The following is a 17,252-nucleotide window of genomic DNA, read 5'->3' on the forward strand; positions in this document are numbered from 1 at the left end:
TTATTTTTGAAGAGTAACCACATTTTGCGGCGTTCCGGCCACAAAGGCCTCCAGATTGGCTGCGGCAATTTCCAGCAGACGTCCCCGGGTTTCACGGGCCATCCACGCCACATGGGGGGTAATCACCGTGCGGGAATGCAGGGTCAAAGGGCTGTTTTGGGGCGGTTCCTGACTGAGCCCATCCAGACCGGCCCACGCAAGTTTGCCGCTATCCAGCGCAGCCGCCACATCTGCTTCATTGAGCAGGCCGCCCCGGGCTGTGTTGAGCAAAATGGCCTCCTCCCGCATTTGAGAAAGGGTGGATGCGTTGATGATTTCGGCCGTTTGCGCACTCAGCGGGCAATGGAGAGAAACCACGTGGGAACGGGCAAGAAGCTCCTCAAAGGAAACCATCTCCACCCCATCCATACCCCGGCCGGAGGAGCGGCGGCAGGCGATCACCTTCATACCGAATGCCATGGCCATTCTTGCCACGGCCTGCCCGATTGATCCCAAGCCGATGATACCCATAGTCTTTCCCGCCAACTCGGTGGTGGTGATGGCAGTCAGGCGGCTATCCACCGACTCTGTCCATTTGCCTGCCTTAACGAAATCGTTGTAAACCGAAATGCGGCTCACAATATCCAGCAGCAGACCAAAGGTCCCCTGCGCCACACCCTGTGTGCTGTAGCCCGGCACATTGCAGACAGTAATCCCCGCCGCCGTGGTGGCCTCCAAATCGATCATGTTAAAGCCGGTTCCGAAGGTCCCGATATACCGCAGGGCCGGGCAGGCCGCCACTGTTTGGGCGGTGATGGGCGCACGGTTGGTAAAAACTGCCTGTGCATCGCCAATGGCTGCCGCAATTTCCTCCGGGGCAGTATAGTCGTGCCACACCAGCTCGTGGCAGGCCGCTGTTGCCCAAGCCTGCCTGTCAAAATTTACCAAATATCCATCCAGCACCACACATTTCATAGGAACCCCCCTTAACTGATTGTTGTATTGTAGTATACCATAAAAGCGAAGCGTTGTGGTATATTCACTCTGCGCATAAAGCAGTGTAATATCCGCTTTTGCCAAAATTGCTCCATAAGAAGACCTTTCACAGCTCAACGCAGTTGATATTCTTCACTTCCGCACTCATGCCGTGCGGCTGGCACATCCTTTCTCCACGATGAGAAAGGATGCAAAGAATCGCCAAGGGGGCGCTCCCCCTTGGTACCCCCCAGACCCTATATTCACTCGCCCCTAAATCTTAGGTTTGCCAGATAATTGTATCTGTCACAGCGCCCTCCGACCCCCGTCACAGTTCAAGCATAAGCATGAGAAGTATAATGAAATATAATAAGCGCTTTGCGGTTATTATACCATAGATATCCCATGGCCTCCATATTAGAATACCGATAATACCCGCTATTTTATGCGCCAGTCAAAAATTCCTGCAAACAGCCTGTACGGTGAAAAAAGGCGGGTCTACTTCCCCTTTTCTACGTATATACATGAACTATATCCGCTTTTTCACCGCAACACATTGGGGGGAGATTGTATTGAACACTGTCATTAAATTCAAACCGCTGGTCTGTAATCTGGCGATCCCGCTGGTAGCCGGCGCAGTATCCTCCTATCTGGCTGGGGATACGCGGGCGGTTTACGAGATTCTGGCGCTGCCGTCGTTTGCGCCGCCAGCCGGGTTTTACTCCTTTATCTGGACTGTGCTTTACCTGATGATGGGTTACAGCGCTTATCGTGTTTTCACCAAGCCCAAAGTGGATTCCAACCAGAAGGCGCAAGCCGCCTCCCCCTATTTTATCCAGCTGTTTTTGAACTTTCTATGGTCTCCTCTATTTTTCCGCCTTGGTCTGCTCACACTGGCAGGGTGCCTAATCATCGCCATGATTATAGTGACCATTGTGGTTGTGGTGCGGTTTTATACCATCGACCGGTTTACTGTATTTTTGATGGTTCCCTATCTTTTATGGCTGATTTTCGCCATGGTTCTGAATTTCACCATAGCGGCTCTCAATTAGGTTTTATCCGCTCCAACAGAAGGCTTTTCGGCTCTATGGTCGGGAGCCTTCTTTTGTCATGCCACTCTGTATCAAATTGATATAGTGATGCCACTTTAAAACAGGCTTTGCTGTTTTAAACAGCGTGCCTTGCACGCTGAAAGCACAAAGTGCTTTGGCACACTATGTAGAATGCGCCAGCGGCTGTAGGCCGCCCATCTGCCGAAAATTCGGCAGATTCTTTAAAACCGCTTAAGCGGTTTTAAAGCTGCGCTACTATAGCATACACCATTGGTATATCAGAAAAGCGCTTGTATGACACATGATTTTATACTATAATAGGAATACTGAAAAAAAGCTCCCATGCCCATTCCGGCGAATGCAGGCATACCACAGGGAGACAGGGAGGAACAAAAAGTTGGACAGACTTGAAATTGCCAGGCTGGCCGCCGATCCCGGCCGCTATACCGGTGAGACTGTGACAATATGCGGATGGGTGCGTACCCTGCGGGATAGCAAATCCATCGGTTTTATCGAGCTCAACGACGGCTCCACCTTTAACAGCCTGCAGGTTGTTTTTGAGGAGAAGAATCTGGATAACTATAAGGAAATCACTAAAATTGGCGTGGGTGCCTCCATTGTGCTGGAGGGGCAGGTTATCCTCACCCCCGATGCCAAACAGCCCTATGAGGTGCATGCCTCTGCGATCCGGCTGGAAGGAGCCACCACCCCAGATTATCCTCTGCAAAAAAAGCGGCACTCTCTGGAATTTCTGCGCTCCATCGCTCATTTGCGCCCCCGCACCAACACCTTCAACGCAGTCTTTCGCATTCGCTCGGTAGCGGCCTATGCCATTCATAAGTTTTTCAACGAAAACGGCTTCATTTATGCCCATACCCCCATTATTACCGGAAGTGACGCTGAGGGCGCCGGTGAGATGTTCCATGTCACCACCTTTGATATAGGCAACCCGCCCCGTACCGAGGATGGTGCTATCGATTATTCGCAGGACTTTTTCGGGAAATCCACCAACCTGACCGTTTCCGGCCAGTTGGAAGGCGAGATCATGGCCCTTGCTTTTGGCAAGATTTACACCTTTGGGCCTACCTTCCGAGCAGAAAACTCCAACACCCCCCGCCATGCGGCTGAGTTTTGGATGATCGAACCGGAAATCGCTTTTGCCGATCTTTCCGATGATATGAAGCTTGCTGAAAGCATGATCAAATCGGTGCTGAGCCATGTGATGGCAACCTGCCCCGATGAGATGAAATTCTTTAACGACTTCTACGACAAGGGTCTTTTGGAGCGCCTGCGCGGTGTGGTGGAATCCGACTTTGCCCGTGTTTCCTACACCGAGGCCATTGACCTGCTTGTTCCTCATAAGGATAAGTTTGAATACCCTGTGTATTGGGGCTGTGACCTGCAAACCGAGCATGAGCGCTTCCTCACCGAGACCATCTTCCAGCGGCCTGTGTTTGTCACCGATTACCCCAAGGAAATCAAAGCGTTTTATATGCGTATCAACGACGATGACAAAACCGTGGCCGCCATGGACTTGCTGGTTCCCGGCGTGGGTGAAATCATCGGCGGCAGTCAGCGTGAAGAACGTCTGGATGTTCTCAAAGAGCGCATCGCCCAGTGCGGCCTCAGTGAAGAGGATTACGACTGGTATCTCCAATTGCGGAAATACGGCGGCACAAAGCACGCCGGCTTTGGCCTTGGCTTTGAGCGCCTGATTATGTATATGACCGCCATCAGCAACATCCGTGATGTTATTCCCTTCCCCCGCACCACCGGCTCTGCCGAATATTGATTTCAGAACCCATCCCCGAGAGGTTTATATGAGTATAGAAAAGCTGACCCAATACCTGCGTGAGCTGGGGCCGGGTCTTTGCGTTGCGTTTTCCGGCGGTGTGGACAGTGCCCTTCTGTTGGCTCTGGCCTGTAAGACGGTGGAAAATGTACATGCTGTCACCCTGTTCACCCCCTTTCATTCCCCCAGAGAGCCCCAGGAAGCCGCCGAGGCCGCCCAGGAGCTGGGCGCTGCCCATCAGATTATCCGGTTGGAGGAGCTTCCCCCGGAGGTGCTTTGCAACCCGGTGGATCGATGCTATCTCTGCAAGGGCTGGGTTTTCCGCTCCCTGTGGGAATATGCGAAAGAGCAGGGGCTTGCCTATGTGCTGGACGGCACCAACGCCGATGATTTGCAGCAGTACCGCCCGGGCCTTCGAGCCTTGGCGGAGCTGAAAGTAAAAAGCCCGCTGGCTGAGCTGGGCATCACCAAGGCGCAGGTGCGGGAAATGGCAGCACAGTTGGGGCTGGCTGTAGCAAGCAAGCCCTCGGCACCTTGCTTGGCGACCCGCTTCCCCTATGGGGCCACGTTGGAACCCCAGAGGCTGGCCGCAGTGGATAAGCTGGAAAACCAGATTCGCAGCCTTGGTTTTGCGGTTATTCGGGTGCGCATCCACGGCGATGTGGCACGGCTGGAGCTGCCTGCCGATCAGCTTGCCGATTTTCTTCCCCACCGGGAAACAGTGACCCGCTGGGTGAAAGAGGCTGGCTATGATTATGTAACCTTGGATTTGGAAGGCTTCCGCTCCGGCAGCATGGATATCCACATCCGCAAATAACGCAGTACTTTTGATTGGGAGGCTCTAGAACATTGGATATTCAGGGGATTTTGCAGTCAGTGAAGGATGGCTCCCTTTCAGTGGAGGCCGCTTCTGGCCTGCTCAAGGATTTGCCTTATGAGGATTTGGGCTTTGCCAAGCTGGATCATCACCGCCAGCTGCGCTCCGGTTTTGGCGAGGTCATTTACTGCGCCGGAAAATCGGTGGAGCATACTGTCTCGATTTTTTCACATTTTGCGGGGAAAGGCTCCAATGTGCTGGGCACCCGGGCCAGCGAAGAGCAGGCTCAGGGCGTTCTGGCGGCTATACCCGGGAGTACCCATGATCCTGTCAGCCGCACCGTTTCACTGATTACAAAGCCGGTGGAGCCCCTGGGGCTGGTGGCGGTCTGCACGGGGGGCACCTCGGATATCCCAGTGGCGGAGGAGGCGGCGGTTACCGCTGAATTCTTTGGTGCAAAGGTGGATCGAATTTACGATGTGGGAGTGGCGGGCATTCATCGCCTGCTGAGCCAGCTGGATCGCCTGCGCAGTGCCAACGCCATTGTGGCAGTGGCCGGTATGGAAGGCGCTTTGGCCGGTGTGGTGGCCGGTCTGGTGGATATCCCGGTGGTGGCGGTTCCCACCTCGGTGGGCTATGGAGCCAGCTTTGGCGGCGTTTCCGCCTTGCTGACCATGCTCAACTCCTGCGCCGAAGGCATCGGCGTGGTCAACATTGACAATGGGTTTGGGGCAGGGCATTTAGCCTGCCAAATCAATCGACTGGCCTGTGGCCGCAAAGGAGAAAACCGATGAAATCTCTTTATTTTGAATGCAACTCGGGCATCAGCGGTGATATGACAGTGGCGGCTCTTTTGGATTTGGGCGCCGATGAAAAGGTCCTCCGTGAAGGGCTGGCCAGCCTGAATGTGAGCGGGTACGCCCTGAAGATCAGCCGGGTCAAAAAATCCGGGATTATGGCTTGTGACTTCAATGTGATTTTGGATGAAGACCATGATGATCACGACCACAACGGTCATCATCATGACCATGACGGCCATCACCACGACCATGACGGCCATCACCACGACCATGACGGCCATCACCACGACCATGACGGCCATCACCACGACCATGACGGCCATCACCACGACCATGACGGCCATCACCACGACCACGATGACCATCACCACGACCACGATGACCATCACCACGACCACGATGACCATCACCACGACCACGATGACCATCACCACGACCACGATGACCATCACCACGACCACGACGGCCATCATCACGACCATGATGACCATCACCACGACCACGACGGCCATCATCACCACGAGCATCGGAATCTTTCGGATGTCTTGGATATCATCGGCAAATCCAGTATCAGCCACCGGGCTAAGGATATTGCCTGCGCCATTTTCCGTGTTGTGGCACAAGCTGAGGCCACCGTTCACGGCCTGCCGGTGGATCAGGTGCATTTCCACGAGGTAGGGGCAGTGGATTCCATTGTGGATATTGTCGGCACCGCCATCTGCGTGGATAATCTGGGGGTAGACCGCATTTTCTGTTCCCCGCTCAGCGAAGGAATCGGTACAGTCTGGTGCCAGCATGGGCGTATGCCGGTGCCAGCACCCGCTACCTTTGAAATCATGCGCCGTTGGAGCATCCCCATGGTGATCACCAAAAACGTTGGCGAAATGGTCACCCCTACCGGTGCCGCTATCGTAGCCGCTTTGGCGCAGGGCTTCTGCGCACCCACCCGGGGCATTCTCAAGCGCATCGGCTATGGTGCCGGTAAAAAAGAGTTTGAGCATTCTGCAAACCTGCTCCGTGTGAGCCTGTGGGAGCCAAACAGCCTCTATCTCAGTGATGAGGTGCTGGAGCTGACCTGCAACATCGATGATATGACCGGTGAGCAGCTGGGCTTTGCCTGTGAGCTGCTGCTGGAAAAGGGTGCTTTGGATGTGTGGGTATCCCCCATCCAGATGAAAAAGAATCGCCCGGCCCATATGCTTTCTCTGCTCATTGAGCCCAGTCAGGAGGAGGAAATGGCAAAGCTTTTGTTTTTGCATACCTCCACCATCGGCGTGCGGATGACCACCCATAAGCGCCGCAAAATGGAGCGCCGCAGCGATGCGGTGGAAACCCCTTTGGGGCCGGTAGCAGTCAAGCGCCTTTCTTATGGCGATGTGTTTAAAACCGCTGTGGAGTATGAAAGTGCCAGAAAGCTGGCAAAGGAAAAGGCTCTGCCTTTGAACCAAATTTACAACGCCGCATATCATGCCATAACAGGAGAAAATTGAAAGCTTTAATTTTAATCTTGCAAAACTCGGCCTTATGGTTTACAATAACCATTGTAGAACACATAGGGAGAAGGATTGAATATGGCTTTATACCAAGAAATGACAAAGGAACAGCTCAGCAAGCTGCTCGTTAACCTTGAGGCAGAGTATACAAGTTACAAAGCAAAAAATCTCAAATTGGATATGTCCCGCGGCAAGCCAGGCGCCGACCAAATGGATCTTTCGGCTGATTTGCTCTGCGCTGTCCCCACCTCAGCGGAGGCACGTGCAGCAGATGGAACCGACTGCCGCAACTATGGCGTTCTGGATGGAATTCCCGAGGCCAAGGCTCTTATGGCTCCCTTGATGGATGTGGGGCTGGATGAGGTGCTTGTGGGCGGAACCTCCAGCCTGAACCTGATGTTTGATTGTGTGGCCAGAGCCATGACCCACGGCGTGGTGGGCTCTCTGCGCCCTTGGTGCAAGGAGGAAGGTCTGAAATTTCTTTGCCCCTCTCCCGGGTATGACCGGCATTTTGCCGTTACACAGCATTTCGGCTTTGAATTGATCTCTATCCCCATGACCCCACAAGGCCCGGATATGGATTTGGTGGAAAAGCTGGTTGCCTCCGATGAAAAAATTAAGGGCATCTGGTGTGTGCCTAAATATTCCAACCCCCAAGGCATTACTTACTCCGATGATACCGTTCGCCGGCTGGCTAATTTGAGCCCTGCCGCACCGGATTTCCGCATTTTCTGGGATAACGCTTACAGTGTCCACGATCTTTACCCGGAAAACCCCGATATTTTGCTCCCCCTGCTGCCTGAACTGAAAAAGAACGGCAAGGAAAATATGGCTTTTCTTTTCTGCTCCACCGCTAAAATCACCTTTGCTGGTGAAGGTCTTGCCGCTTTGGGTGCTTCTAAAGAAAACCTTGCTCAAATCAAGGCCAGCATGGCTTTCCAGCTCATTGGCCACGATAAGCTGAATCAACTGCGCCATGTGCGTTTTTTGAAGGATATGGATGGCATTCGTGCACAAATGGCCCGCCACGCTGAAATTATCCGCCCCAAGTTCGAGCTTGTGCTGAGCACCTTGAAAAAGGAGCTGGGCGGCACCGGGCTGGGCAGCTGGATTGAGCCTAAGGGTGGTTATTTTATCGCTCTGGATGTGATGGAAGGCTGTGCCAAACATGTGGTGGCTCTCTGCAAGGAGGCCGGTGTGGTGATGACCGGTGCCGGTGCTTCTTCCCCCTATGGGGTAGACCCAATGGATACCACCATCCGCATTGCCCCCACCTTCCCCACTTTGGAAGAGCTGGGTCAGGCCGCCAATCTGCTTTGCCTATGCGTGAAAATCGCCTGTGTGCAAAAGCTGCTGGCCGCCTAAAGATTATCCCTACTACCAGAAGGCAGCCTGCCGTTTTCTTTGCGGCAGGTTTTATCCTTTCTTTTGAAAAAAATAGAGGATGCAAAGAAAAACCGTCTTTTTCTAATGTCGGTCTATTGCCCGATCTTTCCAGTCTACCGATCTAAAAAACAGGTGTATGACCTGAAATAATTATAGGACCTATCGCAAGAATGCAGAACAGATATTGGAGGTAAAAATGGTGAATGACGCTTACATCAGCCCTTTTTCCACTCGCTATGCCAGCGATGAAATGCAGTATATCTTTTCGGAGGATATGAAATTCAAAACCTGGCGGCAGCTCTGGATCGCACTGGCCCGAGCCGAAATGGAACTGGGCCTGCCCATTACACAGGCGCAGATTGACGAACTGGAGGCTTTTAAGGATAACATCAACTACGATGTTGCCCGCCAGCGGGAAAAGGAAGTCCGCCACGATGTGATGAGCCATGTCTATGCCTATGGGGTGCAGTGCCCTGGGGCAGCCGGTATTATTCATCTGGGAGCCACCAGCTGTTATGTGGGTGACAACACCGATGTGATTATCATGCGCAGGGCCTTGGAGCTGGTGCGCCGCAAGCTGGTGAATGTAATTGATTTGCTCTCCGGCTTTGCCATGGAGCATCGTGCTCTGCCTGCACTGGCCTATACTCATTTGCAGCCCGCCCAGCTGACCACCGTAGGCAAGCGTGCCGTTCTGTGGATCAACGAGCTGGTAATGGATCTGGAGGAGCTGGAACACCGTGCGGCCAACCTCAAGTTGCTGGGCTCCAAGGGCACCACCGGCACACAGGCCAGCTTTGTGGAGCTGTTTGAGGGCAACACCGCTAAAATCAAGGATTTGGAAGGCCGTATCGCCAAGGAAATGGGTTTTGACAGCGTAGTGCCTGTTTCCGGGCAAACCTACTCCCGCAAGGTGGATTTTCAGGTGCTTTCGGTTTTGGCCGGTATCGCCCAATCCACCAGCAAATTTTCCAACGACATGCGCCTTCTGCAAAGCTTCAAGGAAATGGAAGAACCCTTTGCCGCCAACCAGATCGGCTCCTCCGCCATGCCCTACAAGCGCAATCCCATGCGCAGTGAGCGCATCACGGCCCTTTCCCGCTATGTGATGGTGGACTTGCTCAACCCTGCCTTCACCTCCGCTACCCAGTGGTTTGAGCGCACCTTGGATGATTCCGCCAACAAGCGCATTGCTGTGGCTGAGGCTTTTCTGGCTGTGGATGCTATCCTCAACATTATGCTCAATGTGTGCGATGGCCTTGTGGTATACCCCAAGGTGATCAGCCAGCGCATTATGCGTGAGCTTCCCTTTATGGCTACCGAAAACATCATGATGTCCGCTGTCAAAAAGGGTGGAAACCGGCAGGAGCTCCATGAAAGACTGCGCCTGCATTCCATTCAGGCCGGTAAAATGGTTAAGGAGGAAGGCCTTGAAAATGACCTGATCTCTCGGATCGCCGCCGATCCTGCTTTTGGTCTGCGTCAGGAGGAGCTGGATGCCATCTTAAAGCCGGAGGATTTCATCGGCTGCTGTATCCCGCAGGTGGAGGAATACATCCGGGATATAGTCGAGCCCATTCGGCTGGCCAATCAAGATATTTTGGGCGAAAAAGCACAGCTTAGCGTTTAACTCACAGCCTGCCGGCTATTCCGGCTCAAAGCCGGAATATCTTCCCCGGGGCCACATAGGCTCCGGGGAAATTCATTTGCCGGTGCAAATGAATCGGCAGGCTTTTGCTTTGGGAAATTTTTGCCGGGTTGTACCTGCGGGGAAAATATGGTATCATATATATTCATGATAGTCGACATCCCTCGACACATTTTTATTGGTCGGGCTTCAACAGTTCATACAGTTGTTAAGCTCTCTTCAAAGTGCATAAATATAGAAAAACGGGAAGGATTTAACATGAAGCAAAAGCTTTTTTCGAATATGAAGCGACTGACCAGCGCCTTTGCCATTTCGCTGCTTTCGGTTACGCTGGTGGTGCTGGTTTTGTGCCTTACCGTTTTCAAAGACCCCCAGGCAGTGGCTGTGATCGGAACCCCCTCGGAGGATTCCAGCCAAAGCAGTCAGCCCGCTGACCCCGATGCGCCGAATTTTACGCTCAACTCCAAAATCTATTTTGCCAGACCGGATAGCTCCGGCAATCTGCTTTTCACCAATCCGGCTGAAAACAGCTATAAAATGAGCGTAAACATTATTTTGCAGGAAACGGATAAATCAGTGCTTTTTACCGGCTTTGTCGACCCGGGCGAATCCCAGGAAAAAAAGAAACTGAACGTGGAGCTGGCGGAAGGTGTTTACCCCTGCATTGCTGAAATCACCGTTTATGATCTCAATACCTTTGAGCCAAAAGGCACCACAAAAGCAGAGGTTACCCTCTATATTGGCCAAAAGCCGTAAACCCCCATACAACTCAAAACCCCGAAAGCTCTTCAACTAGAAGATACTTTCGGGGTTTTATTTGTTTGCTCAATCCTTAGGCATCGATGGTTTCAGGAAGTTTATCCAGAAGTTCACCCAGCTGCATATCCAAGCCTTCAAGGGTGATTTCAGCCACCTGCTTCTGATAGGTGACATAAGCACAGGTCGAAGATAGATACACCGGGGAGGTTCCCCCCGCCACAACTTTACGGGTCACCTTGGGGCTGGCAATGCCTGTTTGCAGAGCCATGAGAACAGTATAATTCTTTTGATCGGCTCCGGGAAGTACAATGAGTTCACCCTCTTTGGAAAAAGCCACGCCTGCATCGCCGCAGGCCGCCAGATACAGCACATTTTGGCCCATACCACTGGTAGCATATTGGCCGGGGAAGCTGTCGGAATAGCTTTCCTGGGGGGCGGTCATATCGGTCAGGTCATAAACCCGAACCGACGTTTCCCGGTCTGCATGAGAGCCTACAACAGCCAATTGGTTCTGGGAGAGGAACAAATCCCGGATTTTATCCATACCGGGTATACTAAGCTGGCAAACCGCCTGCTGGGTAACCGAATGAATCAACTCCACTGTGACAAAGGTATTTTCTTTATCCGGATCAGTCCGGTCGTTGTTGCGGTAATAAAGGTCATATTCCCCTTGGGTTTTCAGCAGCTGGGATTTTCCCGGCCCGCCTATACCACCGGATCGCCGATCCTGTGCTGTCGATGCCGATCGGCCGGAGCTGGCTGCTTCTTCCTGCACCGGAACGGATTGGGGCGCCATCTCTGCTTTGGGTTCCTGCTGATAAACAGACGAGGCGCTCTGAGCTTCCTGCGGAATCTCCTGTGAAAAAAGCTCCGCTTGGGGCTGAGGCTGCGCCTGCTCGGGAGCGGCGGCTGTGCTGGGGGCAACCCGCACATTTCCACCCACAAGGTCATTGGTGATTACATTAAAGCCAAAGCCATAAAAGGCACCCACAATAACGGCAAAGGCGGCCGCATAGGCCAAGGCCGGGCGATAATTATAGGTTTTAAGCTGCTGCCAAAAGCTCACCTTGGGGCGCAAAGGCGGCAGCTGAATATCCTGAATGCTTTTCAAGAGGGCTTCTCCCCGCAGGGCAGAGGGAAGCTGCACCGGATCAATGAGATCATCCAGTGTTTTGCCAATATATTTAGCGGTATACAGCATTTCCCGCCTAGCCTCCTGTTTGTTTTGACGCTCTGCCAAAGCCCCCAACCCTCTCCGGAAAAAATGATGTCACTGAAATTGCCCCGGCTCCAGCATTTTGCGGAGCTTGGCCAATGTGCGATGCAGCTTGGAGCTGACTGTTCCATGGGGGGTGCCCATTATGCTGGAAATTTCCTTGGTAGTGTAACCTTCCAGCACTGAAAGGGTCAAAATCAAGCGCTCCTGAGAAGTCAGGCGCTGCATAGCCTCCAAAACGGTTATCTTTTCGGAGGCCTGCTCCGAAACATCTTCGCCGCTTGTGATAACAGTCAGAAAATTCTCGATATCGTAGGTGTTTTTCCCCTTAACATACTCGCCGATTTTGCGTTTGCAGCGAATGGATAAAATCTTCATCATCCAAGCCTTAAAGCTGGTAACATCCTTCAGCTTCTGAATCCCTTTATAGGCTTCTATAAAGGTTTCGCTCACTACATCCTCGGCATCGTGGGCGTTGCCCAAGGTATAAAGGGCGACCTTATATAAATCAGGTGCAATGGCTTCATACACCTGAGCAAAGCTTTCCTTATCGCCGCTGCGCGCGGCCTCTACCTTTATTGGATCAACGATCACTGAAACACCACCAAATTCTGGCGGCGCACTAGAAGAACAGACAGCACCAAAGGCCCCAAGGGGCTTTGGCTGTTCTATTACTATAGTGCGGCTTTCTCCGCCGAATACTGCATATGTATAAAATATTTTCTTTTTTCTCTTTGGCATGCTCGGGCATCGGGGCAAGCATTCTGCATATCAAGAGATATCATTTCTCATGGCTTTAGTCTAAGTATAAGAACGAAACATAGAATGTCTGCGTTAGCAGATATTATACCGTAAAACTTCTTTCCTCGGCTTTGCAAAGATAATTTTCTTCACTTCCGCACTCATGCCGTGCGGCTGGCACATCCTTTCTCCACGATGAGAAAGGATGCAAAGAATCGCCAAGGGGGCGCTCCCCCTTGGTACCCCCAGAGCCAAAAATAAGTAGGCGACATCTTGTTCAGCTTAGACCGTGCTTATGCCGCACGGGCAATAACTTTCTTTTTGGCTGAAAAAGAAAGTCATCAAAGAAAAAAGCCCTCTTTGGCGTTGGGCGAAGACTTTGCCCTTCCCCCCGCCGGAGGCGGTCGAGGGTACATGGGGGAACTGGTTGAGGGTTGAGGGTTTAAGCTCTAGCATAGGCCCCTGATCTTATCCCCGCCGGAGGCCGGAGGGGGTACATGGGGGAACTGGTTCCCCCATGAGGCGCTTTGTGGCTGAAGGCCACTTTAGCATTTCCCGCAGGAAATGCAAGCGCCCGGGGTGAGGTTATTATACCGTATCCCGACAATTTTTTCAACTTATGCCCATTAAGGAGTAAACGCCCGCCAATTGCGCAAAATAAATATATTTCTTATGGATTCTTAAAAAAAAATTGTAAACACATAGTGCTAGAAAGTTTAAAATACGGATTGACATTGTTATAAAAATAACATATTATATTGTTAAATCATTAACAACATGCTGCTGAAGGAGGAACATCCAAATGGCAACAAAAGAAACAACCCCGCAGACCCCCGATACCGCCACTATGATTAATACCTTGGTGGATAAGGCACAGGTGGCTCTGTCTGAGTATATGAACATGAACCAAGAGCAGGTGGATGCTATGGTCCACGCAATGGCTCTGGCCGGGCTGGATGCACATATGCCGCTGGCTAAAATGGCCGTGGAAGAAACTGGAAGAGGCATTTACGAAGATAAAATCATTAAAAACATTTTTGCCACTGAATACATCTGGCACTCCATCAAGGATCAGAAGACGGTTGGTGTTGTGGATGAAAATGAGCTGGAAGGCTATGTAGATGTTGCTGAGCCGGTTGGTGTCGTTGCCGGTGTTACCCCCGTTACCAACCCCACCTCCACAACCATGTTTAAGGCACTGATTTCCGCCAAAACCCGTAACCCCATTGTTTTCGCTTTCCACCCCTCCGCTCAGAAATGTTCGGTGGAAGCTGCCCGCATCCTGCGGGATGCCGCTGTTAAAGCAGGCGGCCCCAAGGATTGCATTCAGTGGGTTGAGGTTCCCTCCCTTGATGCTACCACCCAGCTGATGAATCACCCCGGCATCTCCATGATTTTGGCCACCGGCGGCTCCGCCATGGTCAAGAGCGCTTATTCCGCCGGCAAGCCCGCTTTGGGCGTTGGCCCTGGAAACGTTCCCTGCTACATTGAGAAAAGCGCCAACCTGAAGCGTGCCTGCACCGATCTGATGCTTTCCAAAACCTTTGATAACGGTATGATCTGTGCTTCTGAGCAGGCTGTTATTGTGGATAAAGAAATCTCCAAGGATTTCGAAACTTATATGAGTGAGAATTCCTGCTACTTCCTCAAAGGCGACGAGATCAAGAAGGTTTCTGATTTTGTAATCAACTCCGCCAAGGGCGCTGTTAACCCGGATGTTGTGGGCCAGACCGCTCATTGGATCGCCACCAAATCCGGTGTTACTGTTCCCGAGGATACCAAAATCCTCATTGCCAAGCTGGATGATGTGGGCCCCGATTATCCTCTTTCCAGAGAAAAGCTTTCCCCTGTGCTGGCTTACTTTGTTGTTAAAAACAGCAAGGAAGGCTTCGAGAAGGCCCGCAAGATGCTGCAATTCGGTGGTCTCGGCCACTCCGCTGTCATTCATTCCACCGATGAAGAGCTTTGCCGCCAGTATGGCGAGGAAATGAAGGTTGGCCGTGTGATCACCAACTCGCCTTCCTCCCAAGGTGCTATCGGCGATATCTACAACACCAATACCCCCTCCCTGACCTTGGGCTGCGGTTCTTTTGGACGCAACTCCACCACCTCCAACGTTTCTTCGGTTAACCTGTATAACAAAAAACGTCTGGCAAAACGGAGGGTTAATATGCAGTGGTTCAAGATTCCGCCCAAAATCTACTTTGAAAACGACTCCATTCAGTATATGGAGAAAATGGAAGATATCAGCCGTGCCTTTATCGTAACCGATCCCACTATGGTTAAGATGGGCTATGTGGATAAAATCCTTTATTACCTCCGCAAGCGCAAGACCTATTGCCACAGTGAAATCTTTTCCGATGTTGAGCCTGATCCTTCTGTGGAAACCATTATGCGTGGTGTGGAAGCTATGAAGGCCTTCCAGCCTGATGTGATCATCGCTTTGGGCGGCGGTTCCGCTATGGATGCTGCAAAGGGTATGTGGCTGTTTTATGAGCACCCCGAGACCTCCTTTGACGGCATGCGCCTGAAATTTATGGATATCCGTAAGAGAGCCTACCATTTCCCCAAGCTGGGAGCAAAATCCAAGATGGTTTGTATCCCCACCACCTCGGGTACCGGCTCGGAAATCACCTCCTTCTCGGTTATCACCGACAAGGTTAACGGCAATGTGAAGTACCCTCTGGCCGATTATTCTCTGACCCCTGATGTGGCCATCATTGATCCCCAGTTTGTTATGTCTCTGCCCCCTGCAATTGTAGCGGATACCGGTATGGACGTTCTGACCCATGCAGTTGAAGCGTATGTTTCGATCATGGCCTCTGACTTCACCGATGGTCTTGCCATGAAGGCAGTGGAGCTGGTATTTGAATTCCTGCCTGAATCCTTTAAGTCCGGCTCTGCCAAGGCTCGTGAGAAGATGCACAATGCTTCCGCCATTGCCGGTATGGCCTTCACCAATGCTTTCTTAGGCCTGAACCATTCTATGGCTCATAAGCTGGGCGGTGAGTTCCACATCCCCCATGGCCGTGCCAACGCCATTCTTCTGCCTTATGTAATTCGTTACAATGCCCAGAAGCCCACCAAGTTTGCCACATTCCCCAAATATGAAAGCTTTATTGCCGATGAAAAATATGCGCAAATCGCTGCTCATCTGGGCTTGGCCGGCAAGACCACCCAAGAGAGTGTAGAAAACTTGGTTCAGGCTATTCAGAAGCTGATGAAGGACCTTAATATGGTGACTTCCATCCAGCAGTGCGGCATTGCTGAGGCAGATTTCCTTGCCAAGCTGGATAACCTCTGCGATCGTGCCTTGGAAGATCAGTGCACCACCGCCAACGCCAGATACCCCATGATCAAAGAGATTCGCGAGATCTACCTGCAAGCCTACTACGGGAAATAACCCTTCATTTTACCCTTGACTAATCCTTAATATAATGTCCGAAAAAGAAGGAACCGGCTTTCATCGTGCCGGTTCCTTCTTTTTTATTGCTTAAGAACCACCGGCTTTGCCGGTGGAGAAAGACCTTATAGGTATGGACAAGAAAAAAGCTCCCCGATATATTAAAAGTTAAGGTCTGCCAACCTAACTAAAAAATCGAGGAGGTCTTTAAATGAAAGACATAAACAGTTTAGAACATACCAAGTGGAGATGTCAATACCACGTAGTATTTGCACCAAAATACAGGAGACAAGTAATATATCGGGAAATTAAAGCAGACATAGGGTTTATCCTAAGGAAATTGTGTGATCAAAAAGGGGTAGAAATTATAGAAGCGAACGCATGCCCAGATCACATCCATATGCTAATCAGTATACCACCAAAGTTTAGTGTATCGCAGATAATGGGGTATCTAAAAGGGAAGAGCAGCTTAATGATATTCGACCGTCATGCAAATTTGAAGTACAAATATGGAAATAGGCATTTCTGGGCAAGAGGGTATTATGTGGATACAGTAGGGCGGAATAAAAAGCAGATACAGGAGTATATCAAAAAGCAATTGGAGGAAGATGAGCTATCCGATCAGATGAGTCTCAAGGAGTACACTGACCCGTTTACGGGTAGCAAGAACACCAAGGCATAAAAACGTACCCCTTTAGGGGTTGCCCGAGAAAGCAATGCGGATGGCAGATCTTTCGGGACCCCTTTAGGGGTACTGTCTGTATTGTGCCCTTCTAGGGCTTATTCAAGCCTCCGGCTTAGCCGGAGGTTTTGACTTTGTTATTTTATCTATTTGGTTTTAATGCAAAAAATAAAATACCACCAATGAAAAATTAAAATAATGGTGAGGATGATACGAACCAGTATCACAGATGTCATAGAAGCGGCCGCGATCATGGCAGTAGAAGACCATAGAAGAATAAACAGCTTTGTTCTAAGGGGCATGGACTGTTCATTGACATAGCTGGCCATATGCTTTTGATAAAGGTGTGTAGAGCATAACCAGCGATGAAATCGAATGGAACTTTTTGAAAAGCAATAAGCGGCTAACAATAGAAAAGGTGTGGTAGGGAGAACAGGCAATACAACACCCAAGGCCCCCAGGCCAACAAAAACAAGACCACCGACCAGCAAAATGGTTCTCCCCGCACT

The 17,252-nt window shown here is 51.3% G+C and carries 14 protein-coding genes; 10 read left to right on the forward strand and 4 right to left on the reverse strand.

The annotated features are described in order from the left end of the window. Window positions 1-1,059 carry a D-2-hydroxyacid dehydrogenase gene (locus tag U6B65_08520; GenBank protein WRS26397.1) on the reverse strand — a complete coding sequence of 353 codons (1,059 nt, stop codon included), beginning with the start codon at window positions 1,057-1,059 and terminating at the stop codon, window positions 1-3. A gap of 467 nt (window positions 1,060-1,526) precedes the next feature. Here U6B65_08520 and U6B65_08525 point away from each other — a divergent pair, with 467 nt between their 5' ends. From U6B65_08525 to U6B65_08560, 8 genes are all read left to right on the forward strand, one after another. Further along, a complete protein-coding gene (locus tag U6B65_08525) occupies window positions 1,527-2,006 on the forward strand; it encodes a TspO/MBR family protein (protein ID WRS26398.1) in 480 nt (159 codons plus the stop codon). A gap of 397 nt (window positions 2,007-2,403) precedes the next feature. After that, window positions 2,404-3,798 (forward strand): asparagine--tRNA ligase, encoded by a 1,395-nt coding sequence (gene asnS / locus U6B65_08530; protein ID WRS26399.1) that lies wholly within the window; start codon window positions 2,404-2,406, stop codon window positions 3,796-3,798. A 28-nt stretch (window positions 3,799-3,826) separates the two neighbouring features. Beyond that, window positions 3,827-4,615, forward strand: a complete 789-nt coding sequence (gene larE, locus U6B65_08535) for an ATP-dependent sacrificial sulfur transferase LarE (protein ID WRS26400.1) — start codon at window positions 3,827-3,829, stop codon at window positions 4,613-4,615. A 32-nt stretch (window positions 4,616-4,647) separates the two neighbouring features. Then, window positions 4,648-5,409: a nickel pincer cofactor biosynthesis protein LarB gene (larB, locus tag U6B65_08540; protein ID WRS26401.1), complete on the forward strand. Its 762-nt coding sequence runs from the start codon at window positions 4,648-4,650 to the stop codon at window positions 5,407-5,409. Then, the gene (gene larC, locus U6B65_08545) at window positions 5,406-6,905 is read left to right on the forward strand and encodes a nickel pincer cofactor biosynthesis protein LarC (GenBank protein ID WRS26402.1); all 1,500 of its coding nucleotides are present in this window, start codon (window positions 5,406-5,408) and stop codon (window positions 6,903-6,905) included. The genes larB and larC overlap by 4 nt, the downstream gene beginning before the upstream one ends. An 81-nt stretch (window positions 6,906-6,986) precedes the next feature. After that, window positions 6,987-8,273: an aminotransferase class I/II-fold pyridoxal phosphate-dependent enzyme gene (locus U6B65_08550; protein WRS26403.1), complete on the forward strand. Its 1,287-nt coding sequence runs from the start codon at window positions 6,987-6,989 to the stop codon at window positions 8,271-8,273. Window positions 8,274-8,490: 217 nt separating this feature from the next. Beyond that, window positions 8,491-9,924 carry an adenylosuccinate lyase gene (gene purB / locus U6B65_08555; protein ID WRS26404.1) on the forward strand — a complete coding sequence of 478 codons (1,434 nt, stop codon included), beginning with the start codon at window positions 8,491-8,493 and terminating at the stop codon, window positions 9,922-9,924. 276 nt (window positions 9,925-10,200) lie between these two features. Further along, window positions 10,201-10,698 carry a hypothetical protein gene (locus U6B65_08560; protein ID WRS26405.1) on the forward strand — a complete coding sequence of 166 codons (498 nt, stop codon included), beginning with the start codon at window positions 10,201-10,203 and terminating at the stop codon, window positions 10,696-10,698. Window positions 10,699-10,774: 76 nt separating this feature from the next. On the opposite strand, the gene U6B65_08565 is transcribed toward U6B65_08560, so the two are convergent. Both U6B65_08565 and U6B65_08570 read right to left on the reverse strand, forming a co-directional pair. Further along, a complete protein-coding gene (locus U6B65_08565) occupies window positions 10,775-11,902 on the reverse strand; it encodes a beta-propeller domain-containing protein (GenBank protein ID WRS26406.1) in 1,128 nt (375 codons plus the stop codon). A 69-nt stretch (window positions 11,903-11,971) separates the two neighbouring features. Then, complete coding sequence (locus U6B65_08570; GenBank protein WRS26407.1) at window positions 11,972-12,511, reverse strand: sigma-70 family RNA polymerase sigma factor; 540 nt, start codon at window positions 12,509-12,511, stop codon at window positions 11,972-11,974. Between the two features lie 949 nt (window positions 12,512-13,460). Between U6B65_08570 and adhE the strand changes: the two genes are divergently transcribed. Both adhE and tnpA read left to right on the forward strand, forming a co-directional pair. Then, window positions 13,461-16,061, forward strand: a complete 2,601-nt coding sequence (adhE, locus tag U6B65_08575) for a bifunctional acetaldehyde-CoA/alcohol dehydrogenase (protein ID WRS26408.1) — start codon at window positions 13,461-13,463, stop codon at window positions 16,059-16,061. A 211-nt stretch (window positions 16,062-16,272) separates the two neighbouring features. Further along, window positions 16,273-16,743, forward strand: a complete 471-nt coding sequence (tnpA, locus tag U6B65_08580) for an IS200/IS605 family transposase (protein ID WRS26409.1) — start codon at window positions 16,273-16,275, stop codon at window positions 16,741-16,743. A gap of 146 nt (window positions 16,744-16,889) precedes the next feature. Here tnpA and U6B65_08585 read toward each other — a convergent pair whose 3' ends face one another. Beyond that, entirely contained in the window at window positions 16,890-17,234 is a 345-nt protein-coding gene (locus tag U6B65_08585) for a YbaN family protein (GenBank protein ID WRS26410.1), read from the reverse strand. Window positions 17,235-17,252: the final 18 nt, after the last annotated feature.

The sequence above is a fragment of the Oscillospiraceae bacterium MB08-C2-2 genome (genome assembly GCA_035621215.1).
In the GTDB taxonomy this organism is placed as follows: domain Bacteria; phylum Bacillota; class Clostridia; order Oscillospirales; family Ruminococcaceae; genus WRAV01.

Excerpts from the sequence above, each read along its gene's own strand:
- larE (WRS26400.1), top strand. The coding sequence starts at position 3,827 with ATGAGTATAGAAAAGCTGACCCAATACCTGCGTGAGCTGGGGCCGGGT.
- U6B65_08550 (WRS26403.1), top strand. The coding sequence starts at position 6,987 with ATGGCTTTATACCAAGAAATGACAAAGGAACAGCTCAGCAAGCTGCTC.
- U6B65_08560 (WRS26405.1), top strand. The coding sequence starts at position 10,201 with ATGAAGCAAAAGCTTTTTTCGAATATGAAGCGACTGACCAGCGCCTTT.
- purB (WRS26404.1), top strand. The coding sequence starts at position 8,491 with ATGGTGAATGACGCTTACATCAGCCCTTTTTCCACTCGCTATGCCAGC.
- tnpA (WRS26409.1), top strand. The coding sequence starts at position 16,273 with ATGAAAGACATAAACAGTTTAGAACATACCAAGTGGAGATGTCAATAC.
- larC (WRS26402.1), top strand. The coding sequence starts at position 5,406 with ATGAAATCTCTTTATTTTGAATGCAACTCGGGCATCAGCGGTGATATG.
- U6B65_08565 (WRS26406.1), bottom strand. The coding sequence starts at position 11,902 with ATGCTGTATACCGCTAAATATATTGGCAAAACACTGGATGATCTCATT.
- adhE (WRS26408.1), top strand. The coding sequence starts at position 13,461 with ATGGCAACAAAAGAAACAACCCCGCAGACCCCCGATACCGCCACTATG.